Annotated in this window: 20 protein-coding genes; 8 read left to right on the top strand and 12 right to left on the bottom strand. The window is 65.0% G+C overall.

Annotation, left to right across the window (positions count from 1 at the left end):
- Nucleotide 1: 1 nt before the first annotated feature.
- On the bottom strand, nt 2–124 hold the full coding sequence (locus AB0J47_RS21710; RefSeq protein ID WP_364348570.1) for a hypothetical protein: 123 nt from the start codon (nt 122–124) through the stop codon (nt 2–4).
- Nucleotides 125–165: 41 nt separating this feature from the next.
- Complete coding sequence (locus AB0J47_RS21705) at nt 166–1,203, bottom strand: aldo/keto reductase (protein ID WP_364348567.1); 1,038 nt, start codon at nt 1,201–1,203, stop codon at nt 166–168.
- Between the two features lie 201 nt (nt 1,204–1,404).
- Between AB0J47_RS21705 and AB0J47_RS21700 the strand changes: the two genes are divergently transcribed.
- Nucleotides 1,405–1,917, top strand: coding sequence for a TetR/AcrR family transcriptional regulator (locus AB0J47_RS21700; protein ID WP_364349070.1), 513 nt, complete (start codon nt 1,405–1,407; stop codon nt 1,915–1,917).
- A 176-nt stretch (nt 1,918–2,093) separates the two neighbouring features.
- On the opposite strand, the gene AB0J47_RS21695 is transcribed toward AB0J47_RS21700, so the two are convergent.
- Nucleotides 2,094–2,918 carry a metalloregulator ArsR/SmtB family transcription factor gene (locus tag AB0J47_RS21695; protein WP_364348564.1) on the bottom strand — a complete coding sequence of 275 codons (825 nt, stop codon included), beginning with the start codon at nt 2,916–2,918 and terminating at the stop codon, nt 2,094–2,096.
- A gap of 161 nt (nt 2,919–3,079) precedes the next feature.
- On the opposite strand from AB0J47_RS21695, the gene AB0J47_RS21690 reads away from it, so the two are divergent.
- Genes AB0J47_RS21690 through AB0J47_RS21680 form a run of 3 tightly spaced genes read left to right on the top strand, consistent with a single transcriptional unit; the run spans nt 3,080 to nt 5,098 of the window.
- Nucleotides 3,080–4,006, top strand: a complete 927-nt coding sequence (locus tag AB0J47_RS21690) for an ABC transporter ATP-binding protein (RefSeq protein WP_364348561.1) — start codon at nt 3,080–3,082, stop codon at nt 4,004–4,006.
- On the top strand, nt 4,003–4,854 hold the full coding sequence (locus AB0J47_RS21685; RefSeq protein ID WP_364348558.1) for an ABC transporter permease: 852 nt from the start codon (nt 4,003–4,005) through the stop codon (nt 4,852–4,854). The genes AB0J47_RS21690 and AB0J47_RS21685 overlap by 4 nt, the downstream gene beginning before the upstream one ends.
- Nucleotides 4,844–5,098 (top strand): helix-turn-helix transcriptional regulator, encoded by a 255-nt coding sequence (locus AB0J47_RS21680; protein WP_084509363.1) that lies wholly within the window; start codon nt 4,844–4,846, stop codon nt 5,096–5,098. The genes AB0J47_RS21685 and AB0J47_RS21680 overlap by 11 nt, the downstream gene beginning before the upstream one ends.
- A gap of 3 nt (nt 5,099–5,101) precedes the next feature.
- On the opposite strand, the gene AB0J47_RS21675 is transcribed toward AB0J47_RS21680, so the two are convergent.
- Entirely contained in the window at nt 5,102–5,980 is an 879-nt protein-coding gene (locus AB0J47_RS21675) for an NAD(P)-binding domain-containing protein (RefSeq protein WP_364348554.1), read from the bottom strand.
- 174 nt (nt 5,981–6,154) lie between these two features.
- On the opposite strand from AB0J47_RS21675, the gene AB0J47_RS21670 reads away from it, so the two are divergent.
- Nucleotides 6,155–6,511 (top strand): helix-turn-helix domain-containing protein, encoded by a 357-nt coding sequence (locus AB0J47_RS21670; RefSeq protein ID WP_364348551.1) that lies wholly within the window; start codon nt 6,155–6,157, stop codon nt 6,509–6,511.
- Between the two features lie 160 nt (nt 6,512–6,671).
- On the opposite strand, the gene AB0J47_RS21665 is transcribed toward AB0J47_RS21670, so the two are convergent.
- The 5 genes from AB0J47_RS21665 to AB0J47_RS21645 form a co-directional block, all read right to left on the bottom strand.
- Nucleotides 6,672–7,787 carry a glycerate kinase gene (locus AB0J47_RS21665; protein WP_364348548.1) on the bottom strand — a complete coding sequence of 372 codons (1,116 nt, stop codon included), beginning with the start codon at nt 7,785–7,787 and terminating at the stop codon, nt 6,672–6,674.
- A 134-nt stretch (nt 7,788–7,921) separates the two neighbouring features.
- On the bottom strand, nt 7,922–8,335 hold the full coding sequence (locus tag AB0J47_RS21660; protein ID WP_364349067.1) for an arsenate reductase ArsC: 414 nt from the start codon (nt 8,333–8,335) through the stop codon (nt 7,922–7,924).
- 17 nt (nt 8,336–8,352) lie between these two features.
- A complete protein-coding gene (locus tag AB0J47_RS21655; RefSeq protein ID WP_364348545.1) occupies nt 8,353–9,078 on the bottom strand; it encodes an MIP/aquaporin family protein in 726 nt (241 codons plus the stop codon).
- Nucleotides 9,075–9,452 carry a metalloregulator ArsR/SmtB family transcription factor gene (locus tag AB0J47_RS21650; protein ID WP_364348542.1) on the bottom strand — a complete coding sequence of 126 codons (378 nt, stop codon included), beginning with the start codon at nt 9,450–9,452 and terminating at the stop codon, nt 9,075–9,077. The genes AB0J47_RS21655 and AB0J47_RS21650 overlap by 4 nt, the downstream gene beginning before the upstream one ends.
- Before the next feature lie 67 nt (nt 9,453–9,519).
- Nucleotides 9,520–10,050, bottom strand: a complete 531-nt coding sequence (locus AB0J47_RS21645) for an ArsI/CadI family heavy metal resistance metalloenzyme (RefSeq protein ID WP_364348539.1) — start codon at nt 10,048–10,050, stop codon at nt 9,520–9,522.
- A 102-nt stretch (nt 10,051–10,152) separates the two neighbouring features.
- Here AB0J47_RS21645 and AB0J47_RS21640 point away from each other — a divergent pair, with 102 nt between their 5' ends.
- Complete coding sequence (locus AB0J47_RS21640; protein WP_364348536.1) at nt 10,153–10,512, top strand: Rv2640c family ArsR-like transcriptional regulator; 360 nt, start codon at nt 10,153–10,155, stop codon at nt 10,510–10,512.
- A gap of 148 nt (nt 10,513–10,660) precedes the next feature.
- Nucleotides 10,661–11,107, top strand: a complete 447-nt coding sequence (locus tag AB0J47_RS21635; RefSeq protein ID WP_364348533.1) for a nitroreductase/quinone reductase family protein — start codon at nt 10,661–10,663, stop codon at nt 11,105–11,107.
- A gap of 53 nt (nt 11,108–11,160) precedes the next feature.
- Here the strand turns inward: AB0J47_RS21635 and aroQ are convergent, their stop codons facing one another.
- Together aroQ and AB0J47_RS21625 are read right to left on the bottom strand one after the other, a co-directional pair.
- Complete coding sequence (gene aroQ, locus AB0J47_RS21630) at nt 11,161–11,598, bottom strand: type II 3-dehydroquinate dehydratase (protein ID WP_364348530.1); 438 nt, start codon at nt 11,596–11,598, stop codon at nt 11,161–11,163.
- 24 nt (nt 11,599–11,622) lie between these two features.
- Complete coding sequence (locus tag AB0J47_RS21625; RefSeq protein WP_364348527.1) at nt 11,623–12,204, bottom strand: hypothetical protein; 582 nt, start codon at nt 12,202–12,204, stop codon at nt 11,623–11,625.
- A gap of 514 nt (nt 12,205–12,718) precedes the next feature.
- Between AB0J47_RS21625 and AB0J47_RS21620 the strand changes: the two genes are divergently transcribed.
- Nucleotides 12,719–14,299, top strand: a complete 1,581-nt coding sequence (locus AB0J47_RS21620; RefSeq protein WP_364348524.1) for an NTF2-like N-terminal transpeptidase domain-containing protein — start codon at nt 12,719–12,721, stop codon at nt 14,297–14,299.
- Here the strand turns inward: AB0J47_RS21620 and AB0J47_RS21615 are convergent, their stop codons facing one another.
- A complete protein-coding gene (locus tag AB0J47_RS21615; protein ID WP_364348521.1) occupies nt 14,300–14,671 on the bottom strand; it encodes a DUF3054 domain-containing protein in 372 nt (123 codons plus the stop codon).
- Between the last annotated feature and the right edge of the window lie 350 nt (nt 14,672–15,021).

Raw genomic sequence — 15,021 nt, 5'->3', positions numbered from 1 at the left:
CTCAGGCCAATCCGTACCAGGCCGCTGGGTCATCGGCGACCACCGCGCTCCGGCGACCACCCAGCGGTGGTGCGATATCCGCCGCGTATATGGCGCGGGACAGTCCGTGGTAGTCGACCTGCATCGGTCGGTCATGATTCCTGGGCCAGGATGAGTGGGGCGTGATTACCGGCTTACCGGCGATGGACGACGTCGTAGTGCCGCGTGGAGCAGGGCGGGTGGCGTGTCGTGCTTCTCGTCCGGGGCGAGGTCGACGCCGGGCGCCACGATCGCATCGATCGCATCGAGCACGTCGGCGGAGAGCACGGTGTCCGCGGCGGCGAGTTGCGAATGCAAGTGATCCGTCGTACGGGGCCCGATGATGGCGCTGGTGACACCGCGGTGTGCGGTCACGAAACCGAGGGCGAGCTGGATCATCGTCAATCCGGCCTGGTCGGCGATCTTGGCCAGCTGCTCGACCGCGTCCATTTTTGCCCGGTTGACCGGGATGGTGGTGTCGAAGCGTTGGGGCATGAACGTCGATCGGCTGGTGGTGATCTCTCGATCCGCGCGGATCGCGCCCGAGAGCCAGCCCGAGGCCAGCGGGCTCCACACCAGTACGCCGAGTCCGTAATGCTCGGTCACCGGCAGCACGTGGGATTCGATGCCGCGCTGCAGGATCGAGTAGCCGGGCTGTTCGGTGACGTAAGGGCGCAGGTGGTTATCGCGAGCTGCCCACTGTGCTTGCACGATGCGGTACGCGGGAAATGTCGACGAACCGGAATAGCGAATCTTTCCGGCCCGCTGCAGGTCGGTCAGGGCCGAAAGTGTCTCCTCGTCGCTGGTATTCGGATCCCACCGGTGGATCTGATAGAGATCGACGTGGTCGACCCCCAGCCGACGCAGGCTGTTATCCAACTCGGTGACCAACCAGCGGCGCGAACCACCCTGATGATTGCGCTCCGGCCCCATCGGCATGCTCGCCTTCGTGGCCAGCACGATGTCGTCGCGGCGATTCGCAATGGCCTTGCCGACCATCTGCTCCGACTCGCCGTCGCTGTACATGTCGGCGGTGTCGATGAGGTTGATCCCGGCTTCCAGGGCGACGTCGACCATAGCCGTGGCCTCGTCCTGGGTGGTGCGCCCGATCCGGCCGAAGTTCATCGCGCCGAGCGCGAGGGTGCTGACCTGCACACCGGTGCGGCCCAAAGTGCGGTACTGCATGAATGCTCCTCCATGAGAGGGGTGAATTGGTTTCGGCTCGGCTGTTCTGCCATCCTGAATAAGCGGAACCGTGTTCCGAAACCAACATACGGAACATTGTTCCGTTTGACAAGCGTTGTATCGGAGGTGGTCGCTATCGACAGCGGATCGGGGTCATCGGCCCCGCGAAAACGGGCGGATGCCCTGCGTAACAAGAAGACGCTGCTGGACGCGGCCGGTGCGGCTTTCGTCGAGTCCGGCGTCGATGTGCCCGTGCGCGATATCGCCGCCAAGGCGGGCGTCGGCATCGGCACGATCTACCGCCACTTCCCGACGCGGGCCGACCTCATCCTCGCCGTGTACCGCCACCAGGTCGAGGCCTGCGCCGAGGCCGGTCCGACACTGCTGACGGACAGCGACACACCACATGCCGCTCTGGGGCAGTGGATCAACCTCTTCGTCGACTTTTTGGTCACCAAACACGGCCTCGCCGAGGCGCTACAGTCCGACGACCCCACCTTCGAGACCTTGCACGCCTACTTTCTCGAGCGCCTGGTTCCGGTATGCGCCCAACTCCTCGAAGCCGCTGCAACAGCAGGCGAAATCCGCCCCGACATGGAGCCCTACGAACTCCTACGCGGCGTCGGCAACCTGTGCATCGGCGCAGGCAACACCCCCCGCTACGATGCCCGCCGCATGGTCGAACTCCTGATCGCAGGCCTGCGCTACCAGTAGGGAGTCGCCGCGAGTCCCTCATGTAGGCGCGGCAGGAACTCCGCCGCCCGCAGCTCACTGGGTTTCTGATCCACGCTGATCGCCTTGCTGTGAGCAGCAGTTACCGGCCAGGGGGGCAACCATCCCGGCGCCGCCGTGCTGGCGGAGGAGCAGCACGGTCAGCGATCCGGCTGCAACTACGCCACCGGTTCCGGCAGGGACTCGCCCGTCTCCAGCAAGCTCTTGAGGCTCGACAAGATGCTCGGCCAACCGCCGCTGATTCCGGCCAGGACGGCGCTGCCGGGTTCGAAACCGTCATGGATGACAGTCAGTTTCACGGTTTCGCCGTGGGGCTCGAGTTCGAAGGTCACCTTCGAGCGGGGCTCGCGGGCCCAGACTGCCACGTCTTCGGGGTCCATATCGAAGGTGGTGGCGAAGGTGGGGTCGAAGGTGTGCCACGTGTAGGAGAGCTTGGTGTACGGATCTGACTCCAGGACAATCTGTTCCGGATCCTTGCTGGTCCAATCGCGTTGGTGCCACACCATTTCCGAGCCGGGCTGCCAATCGGTATCGAAGCTGGCACCCCAGTAGCGGTTGGTGAAAGCGGGGTCGGTCAGGGCCTGCCAGAGCCGCTGCGGCGTCGTCTTGATGTAGGTGGTGTAGACGAATGCGTTGCCGGCGGTGTCGATTTTTTGTTCGCTTCGCTCACTCATGGGGTTTGCCTCCAATGCTTGTTTGAGGTCGGCCAGCGCGTGGACGCGGGCGCGGTGGTAGCGGGTGATCCAGCGGTCGGCGATGGCGTTGATGGGTTCGGCATTGAGGTAGTGCAGTTTTTCGCGACCGCTGCGGCGAGTGGTGATCAAATTGGCGGACTCCAGGACCGCGAGATGTTTGCTCACCGATTGGCGGGCCATATCCAGTTCGGCGCACAGTTCGCGCAGAGTCTGGCCGTTGCGCGCGTTGAGGCTGTCGAGCAGCCTTCTGCGGCTCGGATCGGCCAGCGCTCGGAATACCTCGTCCATGCCACCTTCTTCGAGATGCGCAGCCGTTTGGCTGCACATTCTCACAATAGGCAGCCATTTAGCTGCCTGTCAATCGAAATGTAGGCAAGAGGCAGCATTGTCGCCGCGCAATGTAGTAGGTATGCTACGAAACATCCCGATCTCACAATGGGGAGGATGAGATGATCCTGGGTGACGGCGTCGCGCTCGACGTCGAGAAATTGCGGATGCGGTACGGCACGACCGACGTCCTGCATGACGTGACTTTCCAAGCCCGGCCGGGCGAGGTGCTGGTGCTCCTCGGCCCGAACGGCGCGGGCAAAACCACAACCATCGAAATTCTGGAGGGCTTCCGCATGCGCTCCGCGGGCCGCGTCGAGGTACTCGGCATGGATCCGGCGCACGGCAACGAAGCCTGGCGGGCGCGACTGGGCGTCGTCCTGCAATCGTGGCGCGACCACGCCAAATGGCGTGTACGCGAACTACTTTCCCACCTTGGCTCCTATTACGCGCCGTACCGCACGGATCGGATCCACAGGCCTTGGGACACAGACGAACTCATTGCCGCCGTCGGCCTTACCGAGCAGGCCAACAGTAAGATCGGAGCGCTGTCCGGCGGGCAGCGCCGTCGCATGGACGTCGCGATCGGCATCGTCGGCCGCCCCGAACTGCTGTTCCTGGACGAACCGACCGCGGGCTTCGATCCACAGGCCCGTCGCGAATTCCATGACCTGGTCCATCATCTCGCCGACGACCGGACCACCATCTTGCTCACCACCCATGATCTCGACGAGGCCGAGAAGCTCGCCGACCGCATCATGATCCTGGCCGGTGGCCGGATCATCGCCGACGGCTCGGCCGACGAACTGTCGCGCCGCATCGCGGGTGAGGCCGAAATCCGTTGGACCCACGATGGACAACGGTTCGTGCACACCACCGCCGAGTCGACCAAGTTCGTCTACGAGCTGTTCAAGCAGCACGGCGACGAGATCGGCGAGCTCGAGGTGCGCCGTGCCTCGCTGGAGGAAACATATATGGCACTGGTGCGGCAATACGAGTCCGGTCGGCTCGAAACCGAAGTCCATTCGCTGCAGGAGGTTGCGCGATGAATCCGATCGATGCCGCCGTGCGGGCGGGAACTCGGCGCGGACTGATCGAAATACGGCAATCGCTCACCAATGTGCAGGATCTCTGGGGGATGCTCTTCTGGCCGGTCGTCATGGTCGTCGTGCTGTTCTTCATGCGCGACGCGACCTTCGAGGCGAGCGGCTTCGCACTCGGTTCGCTGGCCCTGCCGAGCATCCTCGGCTTGCTCGTCGCCTTCAACGGCATGTTCGGCATCGCCCAGATGCTGACCTTGGAACGCGAAGACGGAACCCTGTTGCGCGCCAAGGCGACTCCGAACGGCATGGTCGGCTATCTGATCGGCAAAATCGTCACGACCGCGGGCTGGGTGGTCATCCCCTTCGTTATCGTGCTGATTCCGGGGCTGTTCCTGGTCGACGGCACGGCGATGGGCAGCGTCGGTTCCTGGCTGGGCCTGATCGGCGTCGTCGCGCTCGGCATGCTCGCGACCATGCCGGCCGGTGCGGTGCTCGGATCGCTGTTCAGCAACCCGCGCAATATCGGCTTCGTCTCGCTGCCGATCATGGGCATCGTCGCGATCTCGGGCGTCTTCTACCCGATCACCTCGATGCCGGGCTGGCTGCAGGGTGTCGCGCAGGTATTTCCGGTCTACTGGGTCGGGCTCGGCATGCGTTCGGCGATGCTGCCCGGCGATGCGGTCGCCATCGAACTAGGACATTCCTGGCGGCATCTGGAAACCATTGCCGTGCTGATTGTCTGGGCGGTGGTCGGGCTACTGCTCGCGCCGATCGTGCTGCGTAGGATGGCGCGTCGCGAGTCCGGGTCGAACGTGGCGGCGCGGCGCGAGAAGGCGATTCAGCGTGCCTACTGAGGTCATCTACAACCGCATCGCCATGTTGCGGGCCGAGCGCGGCATCTCCCGGCGGGAGCTTGCCGAAGCGCTCGGTGTGCACTATCAGACGATCGGTTACCTCGAACGCGGCGAATATAGCCCGAGCCTGCATCTGGCGTTGCGGATCGCGGCGTATTTCGAGGTCGCGGTGGAGGTGATCTTCTCGACCACCCCATTCCCGCGCCTCGGCTCCGTCGATTCGGCGCGTGCCGCGGGGGACTGAGATTTACCGCGGCCCAGTGAACAACTGGTACACCGGAACCGGCTGCCCCGCCTCCTCGCTTGCCGCGATCGCACGCCGCCAAAGGCCCTGCACCGCGTGCGACAGGGACGCATCGACGCCGACCTCCTCGCTGGCATCGATGATGTGCTGTGCCCCGGCATCCATCATCTTCAGACTCGCCAGTGTCCCCCAGCCGCCCACCTTCGCCGCGGCCGCGAAATCCTCGATGAAATACGGGTACGCGCCGGTCGCGCGCAGTGCGAAGGGCAGGAACTGGTCGATGCTGTGACCGGACTTCTCGATCACCGCGAGCGCCTGATCGAAGGCGAGCATCCAGGGATGGAAAATGATCAAACCGGCCTGGTAGAAGACCTGCGCGAGACCGTCATCCGCACCGAGGTATTCCTGCGGGCTCAGCGGACGCAGCAATTCGGCGTGCGCGTCGAAAACCTCTTTCGGACCGCTGTAGAAGATGAACGACGCAGGATGGGCGATATTGTCGCCCGCCGACATGACGCCGCCGGAAAAGAATTCCGCGCCGTGCGAGCGCACCCACTCGGCACCCTTGCGCGCTTTTTCCGGTGAATCCGAGGACAGGTTGGCGATCACCTTGCCCGGCAAATGGTCGGTGGCCTGTCCCAATACTTCGTACATGGCGGCGTAGTGGGTAAGGCTCAGCACGGTCACCGCATTGGCCTCCAGCGCCTCGGCGACCGTGGCGGCCCGCTTCGCGCCGAGTTCGACCATCGCGTCGACCTTTTCGGTGCTGCGATTCCAGACCGTCACCTCGATACCGGCATCCAGGAAGGCCCGGACCATGGCCTGGCCCATCGGACCCAGGCCGACGACGGAAACGGAGCCAGCGGTGGTCTGCTCGGACATGTTGTGTCCCTTCGGTTCTCATTGCGATTGGTGGTCGACTGACCCTTTCGAGCGACCTGCAAGCAGTCGCTACGGCCGAGATCCATGGTCGTTGTCGCAGGTAGCGTCGGGAAGACCGCACGTTCAGGTGTGGTTGCTTACCTCGAGGTTCGAATTCAGGTCAGAAGGAGTGCGGTGGGCATGAGTAGTGACGGAGATCACGATGTGTGTGGCATGTCGGTGGCGATCGACGTCGTCGGCGGCAAATGGAAGCTGCACCTGATGTGGGTGCTCGCCGCGGGCCCGCAGCGGTTCGGCCGGATACGCAAGCTGCTCACCGGGGTCAGCGAAAAGGTGCTCGCGGAGAATCTGCGTCATCTGGAGGCCAGCGGTGTGGTGCACCGTGAGGTCTTCCCCGAAGTCCCGCCGCGCGTCGAATACTCGCTCACTCCGCTCGGCGAAGAGCTCGAAATTGCGCTGCGCCCGCTCGAAGCCTGGGGCGACAAGCACCGCGACGAACTCCTCGGCAATCTGCTCGCCGCGGCAGGCTAGTGCTCCAGCCGGCCCCGGTGGTTCGCCGCACCGGACGTGTCATCCCAGTCCAGGGGTAGTGGACTCGTGGCCGGACTGCACGCCGATGTCATCGTCGGCGGGCTCGGTTTCCTGGTGGCCGCCGCGCTCACCGGGATCACGGTTCGACCCTGATCCATTTTCATGGGTTGTCGACACCTATTTGTTCGCCGACGCGAGTGAGTAGCTGTGCCGCATCGGCGATGGAGCGGGCAGGGTCCGGTTCCAGATCGGCAAGGGCGTAGCAGGCAGAGAAGCCTGCCGCTCGGATCTCGTTGGGCGTCAATTGCGTTCGACCGACGGCGGCCACCACCGGGACGCCCGCCTTGCGCGCGACCTCGCACACACCGATCGGGGCCTTGCCGTGCAGGCTCTGGGTATCGAGGGCACCCTCACCGGTGACGACCAGGGTGGCTCGGTCGAGAAGTGTTGGGAAATCGAGGAGTTCGAGTACGACCTCGATGCCGCTGCGGACCTGCGCGCCGAGCACCGCGAGTGCGCCGAATCCGGTGCCGCCTGCCGCACCCGCGCCGGGGACATCCGCGAATTCCGGTGCGACAGTGGCCGCCCAATTCGTCAGTGCCGCTTCGAGAATGGACAGATCCGGCGGTGTCGCACCCTTCTGTGGCGCATATACCGCGACTGCCCCGGTTGGGCCGAGTAGCGGGTTGTCGACATCGCAGGCCAGGGTGAAGGTCGTCGCCGCGATCCGCGGATGCAATCCGGTGCGATCCAATCGCGCGGCACGCGCCAAAGTCGCTCCGCCTGTGGATAATTCAGCGCCACCGGCATCGAGGATTCGCGCACCGAGGGCCTGCAGCATGCCTGCCCCACCGTCGGTCGAGGCGCTGCCGCCCAAGCCGAGGACGATATCGGTTACCCCTCGATCCAGGGCGTGTGCGATGACGACACCCAGCCCATAGGTGTGCGCTCCGAGCGGATCGGGTTGTCTCCCTGGCAGTTTGGTCAGCCCGACTGCCGCTGCCAATTCGATCACAGCCGTGGTTTCGTGCACCGCATAGGCGGCGGTGTCGGGTGCGCCGGTTGGTCCGGGCGCATCGACCTCGATCCGCTCCCAGCCCGCGGCCACGAATGCGTCGACGGTTCCGTCACCGCCATCCGCGACCGGCACCTGCCGGATCTCGGCATCCGGACGGGCGCGCCTGATGCCCGTGGCCAAGGCGGCCGCCACCTCGGCAGCGGTCAGCGAGCCCTTGAATTTGTCCGGGGCGAGCACCACCCGGGGCGCGGATGTCATCTCCACATTCTCGGTGGTGGTTCCGAACGGCGCACGCCGGGCGTGCGCGTGATTTCCTCGTAGATCAGGTCCGGCGGCGCTCTGGGAGGCCCCATTCGCGCGCCCTCGGGCAGGATTGAACTCATGCGCGGTGTTTATGACCGTGCCGGGATGCCTAGTTCGTCGAGCAGGCCGCGGACGCGTTTTTCGATGTCGTCGCGGATGGGGCGGACGGCGTCGATGCCTCGGCCAGCGGGGTCGTTGAGTTTCCAGTCCAGGTACTGCTTGCCGGGGAAGTAGGGGCAGGCGTCGCCGCAGCCCATGGTTATGACGACGTCGGATCTTTGCACGGCGTCGCCGGTGAGGATCCTGGGGATCTCGGCGCAGATATCGATCCCGATCTCGCGCATGGCGGCGACGGCGGCAGGGTTGACCTGGTCGGCGGGCGCGGATCCGGCGGAGCGGACTTCGACCGAGTCGCCGGCGAGGTGGGTGAGGAATGCCGCGGCCATCTGCGAGCGTCCGGCGTTGTGCACGCAGACGAACAGCACGCTGGGTTTGGAGGTCATTGCCGGAGTGCGTTCTTTCATGCGGGATCCGTGACGGAGTGCGGGGCGACGATGTTTTCGGCCGGGGCCGGATCGGGATAGAGCAGTCCGATCAGGGCGAATCCGATACCGGCGCCGAGGATTTGGGCAGCTATGAACGCGGGCACCGAGGCGGGGGCGATACCGGCGAAGGTGTCGGAGAAGATCCGGCCGATCGTGACGGCGGGGTTGGCGAAGGATGTGGAGCTGGTGAACCAGTAGGCCGCACCGATGTAGGCGGCCACCGCCGCAGCCGACATCGCGGCGCGGCCGGTGCGGGCGAGGGCGAAGATGACCGCGATCAGCCCGGCCGTGGCCACCACCTCCCCGACCAGGTGCCCGGTGGTGACGCGGTGGTGGGTGGAGATCTGGACGGCACGTTGGTCGAACATGATGTTGGCCAGTACTGCCCCGAGCGCCGCGCCGAGGACCTGCGCGCCGATGTAGGCGGCGAGGTCGGTAGCGGGGAGTCCGGTACCACGGCGGCGTCCGGCCCACCAATCCGCGACCGAGACAACGGGATTGAAGTGCGCGCCGGAGACCGGACCGAGCATCAGGATCAAAACACCGAGCCCGAAAACGGTTGCGGTCGAGTTCTCCAGCAACTGCACGCCGTGATCGTGCGGCGAGAGCTGTTGGGCGGCGATACCTGAGCCGACGACCGCGCACACCAGCAGCGCGGTCCCCATGAGCTCGGCCAGCAGCCGCCGCGATAGCGCACTCATCGAGCGAGCGCCTCGGGCAGCGTGATGTCCAGAAACTGTGAAAGTTGGTGCAGGGCGGCGGGTTCGACGCGGTAGTACACCCACGACCCGCGCCGTTCGCTCGACAGCAGCCCCGCTTCCCGCAGCACCTTGAGGTGGTGGGAGATGGTGGGCTGGGAGACGTCGAATCCCGCGGAGACATCGCATACGCAGGCTTCCTGGCCGGTGTGGCTGGCCACCACCGACAGCAGGCGCAGCCGGACCGGGTCCGACAATGCCTTGAACACCGCCGCCAGATCGCCGGCGGCCTGCGTGGTCAAGGGTTGCCGAGCCAGGGGCGTGACCTCACACGCGGGTGAGGTCACGTCGGTCAGCGGGAGCGCTCGATTCGACACGCATCGATATTGATGGTTATCGAATCCGAGGGCAAATGAACAACGGATGAACGAACCCATGAAACGGTTAGTTGCAGCAGGACGCGCCGGAGGTGACGGCGTCCTTCTTGGCGTCGCTTGCGCAGCACGCTCCCTCAGCGGCAGCATCCTCGGCAGTGCCGCAGCATACTGACACCGCCTGCGCGTCATCGACCGTCTCATCGGTGGCGAGATGCGGTGTGGTGCCGAAGGTTTCGCTGTCGGCGAGCACGGTGTAGACCTCCCAGCGTTCGGCATCCGGGGCGGTGACCCACACCTTGTCCTGGGTGGCGAAGCAACACGTGGTCGCGATCTGCTCCTCGGTGAACAGCCCCGCGGTCGACAGGCGCGCTATCTCGGCATGCACCTCATCGCTGGATTGCACCTCGACACCGAGATGATTGAGACTGCCGCCCTGGCCGGGATTCTCGATCAATACGAGCTTGATCGGTGGCTCGGCGATGGCGAAGTTGGCGTAACCCGGCTTGCGCTTGGCGGGTTCGGCATTGAACAGGGTCGAGTAAAACCGCACCGCCTGATCGAGGTCGTCGACATTGAGGGCGAGCTGGATGCGGGACATGAGAATCTACCTCCACTTGTGAGACATATGTCGAAAAGCTGACACGGTCGAGTCTGCACCACCTCTTCGACATATGTCAACAAGGTGGCTAGAGTTGATTACATGCCCAAGGCGCTGCCCGTGATCGACATGTCCGCCCCTGTTTGCTGCGCCCCTGTCGCGGCCGCACCGATCGATGACGCCGCCGCGCTGGAAATCGCATTGCGGCTCAAGGCCATCGCCGAACCTGTCCGCGTCAAACTGCTGTCCCTGCTGCTCACCAGCCCGGCTGGTGCGGAGAACACCGGCGAACTCGCCCGGGCGATCGGACTGGCCGAATCCACCACCAGCCACCACCTCGGCCAGCTGAGAAAAGCGGGTCTGGTCGAGACCGAACGCCGCGGCATGAACACCTACCACCGCGCCCTACGCGACGCCCTCGCAGCGCTATGCCTGGTCCTGGACCCCAACTGCTGCCGTTGACCTTCCTGGCAGACCACCGCGAAAGCTGCCGTCAGGGCATCGACAACTTCGTCGAGACAACAGAAATGAGAGCAGTGCTCTTGACTTGCCGGGAAGCGGTGTGGAACACTGATCTCAACAGAGAGCAGTGCTCACAAAGGAGTAGGAAATGAACGCCAGCACCCGCTACCTCGGCCCGACCGGCATGGACCCGATCGTGAACAAGATTGCCAACTGGCTGCCTCGCCTCGGCATCAGCGTTATGGGGTCGCGGCTGTTGGCGGTGCGCGGTCGTAAGAGTGGCGAATGGCGCACCACCATGGTCAATTTGATGACCGATTCCGATGGCACGCGCTACCTGGTTGCGCCGCGCGGCCACACGCAGTGGGTGCGGAACCTGCGCGTCGCGGGCAATGGTGAACTGCGGCTGGGGCGTAAGGTCGAGGCGTTCACGGCGATCGAAGTAGCCGATGCGGACAAGGTGCCGCTGCTGCGCCTCTACCTGCAGAAGTGGGGCTGGGAAGTCGGCAAATTCTTCGAGGGTGTCACCAAGAATTCCACGGATGCGGAGCTGGCCCAGATTGCCCCGGGTTTCCCGGTCTTCCGACTCGCCTAGTGTGACAAGCCGATCCGGTCAGCCGACCCTTTCGAGCGACCTGCAAGCAGTCGCTAGCGATGGATCAGGAATTCGATGGCTGCGGCATAACCCTGAATCCCCATCCCGGCCACTACCGCGGTGGCGATGGGGGAGATATAGGAGTGATGCCGGAACTCCTCGCGCGCATGCACATTGCTGATGTGCACCTCGACGATCGGGAGTTCCGGAATCACCAGCGCATCACGCAGCGCGACCGAAGTGTGCGTGAGCCCGCCGGGATTGATGACTATGCCTGATTCGACGCCGCGCGCCCGGTGGATCCGATCGATCAGCGCTCCTTCGGAATTCGATTGGAACGCATCGATCTCGCGGCCGTACCGGGCGGCGGTCTGTCGGCACAATGCGACGACATCGTCGAGTGTGGCCGACCCGTAGATCTCCGGCTGGCGGGTGCCGAGCATATTGAGGTTCGGGCCATTGAGAACCAGAATCGGGCCAGGTGTCGACATGGCTAAGACCCTAGCCCGCCGTGTTCACAGACCCTGCGGACCTTCCGAACGCAGGTCGTCCACCTTCCGCATGGCAGTGCGCAACTCCTCGAGCCAGGCCTCCGCATGCTTGCCCGCCAACTTGACCGTCCACGCCAGCGCATCCGCGCGTGAGCGCGCCACCCCGGAATCGACGAGCGTATCGAGCACCTTGCGCTCCGGCTGCCGCAGCCGCGTCATCACCGGGACCGCCAAGTGCGTGAACATGATTCGTTCGCCGTCTACCGAAACACCCCAGGCGACGCTGCGTCCGTAGCGGCGCTGGGCCTCGTTCGCGATCTGCATGCGGGCCGGTCGGGTGGTCTCGCGGAAGCGGGCGACGGCGCCCTCCTTCGTCGCGGCGGGGACCTCCTCGGCGGGAGCGTCTTCCTTTTCCGATACCGGTGCCGGGAGCTCACCGATAACCACGATCTCGTCCCGGTCGATTTCGATGACGGGCGGCCCGGCGAACCAGTCGCTCGGCAACCGTCCAGCGAACCAGTCCGGGGCGTCCGCGGGATCCGGGAGATCGGCCTGCTGCCAGCCGCCCGGTCGTCCGAAGCCCCGTCCCCGATGCTCATGCCTCATTGGGATTCACCTACTTACTGTGGTGCCTATATTTCATTGATTACAAGATTACGTCGCAAAGCGCCCGCGTGGTTCCGCTCTGTGCGAACGGTTTCGGTCACGCGCCGTGCGGGTACGCCAGATAAAGGTGTGTGCTGGTCAACGAGGCCCTGCGCGATCCAAACGCGGACGCGGGCCGCCGAAACGCCGACGTGGGCCGTTTTCTGACAAGTTCGTGTTCCGGCCGGTACGGTTGCGGCGCCGGGTGTCGCGACGGGACCGGAGAACGTCCATGATCGACCAACCGAAGCACGGGCTTCGGGCACAATTGGAGATGCTGAGCATGGGTAACGTCCGGCTGGCGTGGCACGGCGGGCAGCTAATTTCAGGTACGGTGGTCTTGTTACTGGAGTGACAAGAGTAAAGAGTGGGCGACATGGATGTGTGGGGATCCCGCCGCTATCGCGTCCGGGGCGCAATCGCACTCTCGGGGGTGGTGGCGCTGGCTATCGCAATTGGGGCGTGTGGTTCGGATGTGAAGCGCAGTGAAGCCGAGTACGTCGTCGATCGCTTCACCCAACTGCTCGACGAGCAGAACTTCGCCAAGGCCGCGGAGCTCACCTCTTATCCCACGGCCGCATCCGCAACGCTGAAACAAATGTTCGCCGGATTGCAGCCGGGCAAGGTCGACTACCAAAAAACCCAGTTCATCGACCTGGACCGCGAGGCGGGCCTGTTCAGCATGGATGTCGCCTGGAACTTCGGCGAGAACAAGACCTGGAAATACAGCCTGCAGGGCAATGTGCGGAAGTTGGCGATCGGCTGGCGCATCTCCTGGGATCCCGCCGTCGTCATGCCGCAACTGGACCACAACCGCACGGTCCGGCTCGTGCGCACCACGCCGACCCCACCGCCGCGGGTCAAGGACATCGTCGGCGACGCGTTGATGACCGAGCAGATCATCAACGTGGTCAAACTCGATCCCGCCAAGACGACCGACCCGGTGGCCTCGACCGACGCGCTGGCCAAGGCCATCGCACCGGTCGCGCCGCTGATCACCGGACCGTCGCTCATGCAGCAGTTGTCGACCTCGCAGGGCAAGCCGATCATCGCGGTGAATCTGCGCGAACCCGATTTCGCGATCCTGGAATCCGCGTTGGCTCGTGTGCCCGGCGTGGTCATGGAGAAACAGCCGCGGCTGATCTCCGCCGACCGCCGGACCTGGTCGCCGATGCTGGACGCGTTGCGCAAAGTGTGGCAGGACAGCCAGGATCAGCACTCCGGTTGGGGTGTGCAGATTTTCGAACAGGACGGACGTTTCGTCGGCCAGATCGCCGGCTACCAGGGCCCGCCCGGCCCGGATATCGCGGCCACCATGGATCAGCGCCTGCAGCGCGCCGCCGAGGATGCGGTGGTCAGCGTCGGGACGCCCGCCTCGATCGTGGCGATCCAGCCGTCCAGCGGTTCGGTCGTGGCGGTCGCACAGAATACGCAGGCCAGTGAGCACGGTTCGGTCGCGTTCACCGGGCTCTATCCGGTCGGCACCAACATCGATCTGTTCCGCAATGTCGCCGCGGTATTGAAGAACAAGGCACCGCAGGACGTATCGGTGCAGGATGCGGCCGAATCCGCGCCCAATCTCGGAGTCGGCGTCGATTACAAGGTGCCGGGATTGGACGAAGTGACCGGCCGGGTCGCGGTGGCGGGGCGCAGTGCCGAGCAGGTGCGCCAGGGCGGTGGCACGGACGCGGTGCTGGCCAGCCCATTCGGCATGGCGATCGCAGCGGCCGCCATCGCGCGCGGGCAGGTACCGCCGCCGATGATCGAGGCCGGACACCCCAGCGCCACGGACGCGCAGGTCCCGGAGATGTCACCGGAACTCACCGAGCGGTTGCGCGCGATGTTGCGCGACGGCGCGGGACGACCGGAATTCGCGCCGCTGCGGCCCTACCGCGATGTCATCGGATTCATGGCCAGCACGGGCCATGACGCATGGCTCATCGCGAATGCGGGGGATCTGGCGCTGGCGATCCACATCAACGACGCCGACAGCGGGGATGCGACCGCGCGGATGGCGGCCCGGTTGTTCCAATCGCTGGCCACCCCAGAACCCTGATCAGTCGATGGCTCGGAAGGCCGCGCGCCAGCCGAGCAGGAACAGTGCGAGCACACACGCCGCGACGATGATGAAACTGAATGCCGTGCCCTGACCGCTGATCACGCGCAGCAGCATGCCGCCGCAGAGTGTGCCGAGCCAGACCAGAACTCCGGTGGGCCACGGGGTGGTTCCGTCGAAGCGCTCCTTTTCACCGAGCACCCGGCCGGCCACGGCGACCGCGGCAACCCACCCGATCGCGAGCCCGATAGCGAACGGCCACACCGTCTTCAGCAGTCCGGCGAGTACCGCCTCCTCATGGCTGCGCCGCCCGATCGCGCAAAACAAGATCACCAGCAGCGCGTCCACCACCAACGGCACCAATTTTCTCACGCGGGCCAGCGTAGTAGTGCGCTTGTCAGACGCTGCGACGCGACACCGGCTGGTCACGTCCGGGCCCCGTAGCCCACCAGTCTCGTCGGAGCTGAACCGTCTGTACATCTGTGACCACCACCGAGCGAGTCTTACGAGCGACCGTTCGCGGCCCGTCTTGCGTCCGAGTCGCAGGTGCGGCCATTGAACACAGCCGGGTCGTCGAAGTGCCCATGCCGTAGTGGTGGGGTTTCCGTGGCTGACGTGACCACGACGGAGCGAGTCTTACGAGCGACCGTTCGCGGCCCGTCTTGCGTCCGAGTCGCAGGTGCGGCCATTGAACACAGCCGGGTCGTCGAAGTGCCCATGCC

The sequence above is a fragment of the Nocardia sp. NPDC049737 genome (assembly GCF_040674755.1).
Classification (GTDB): domain Bacteria; phylum Actinomycetota; class Actinomycetes; order Mycobacteriales; family Mycobacteriaceae; genus Nocardia.
Note: the sequence above shows the minus strand (reverse complement) of the source record. Positions and strands in the feature narration are given on the sequence as shown.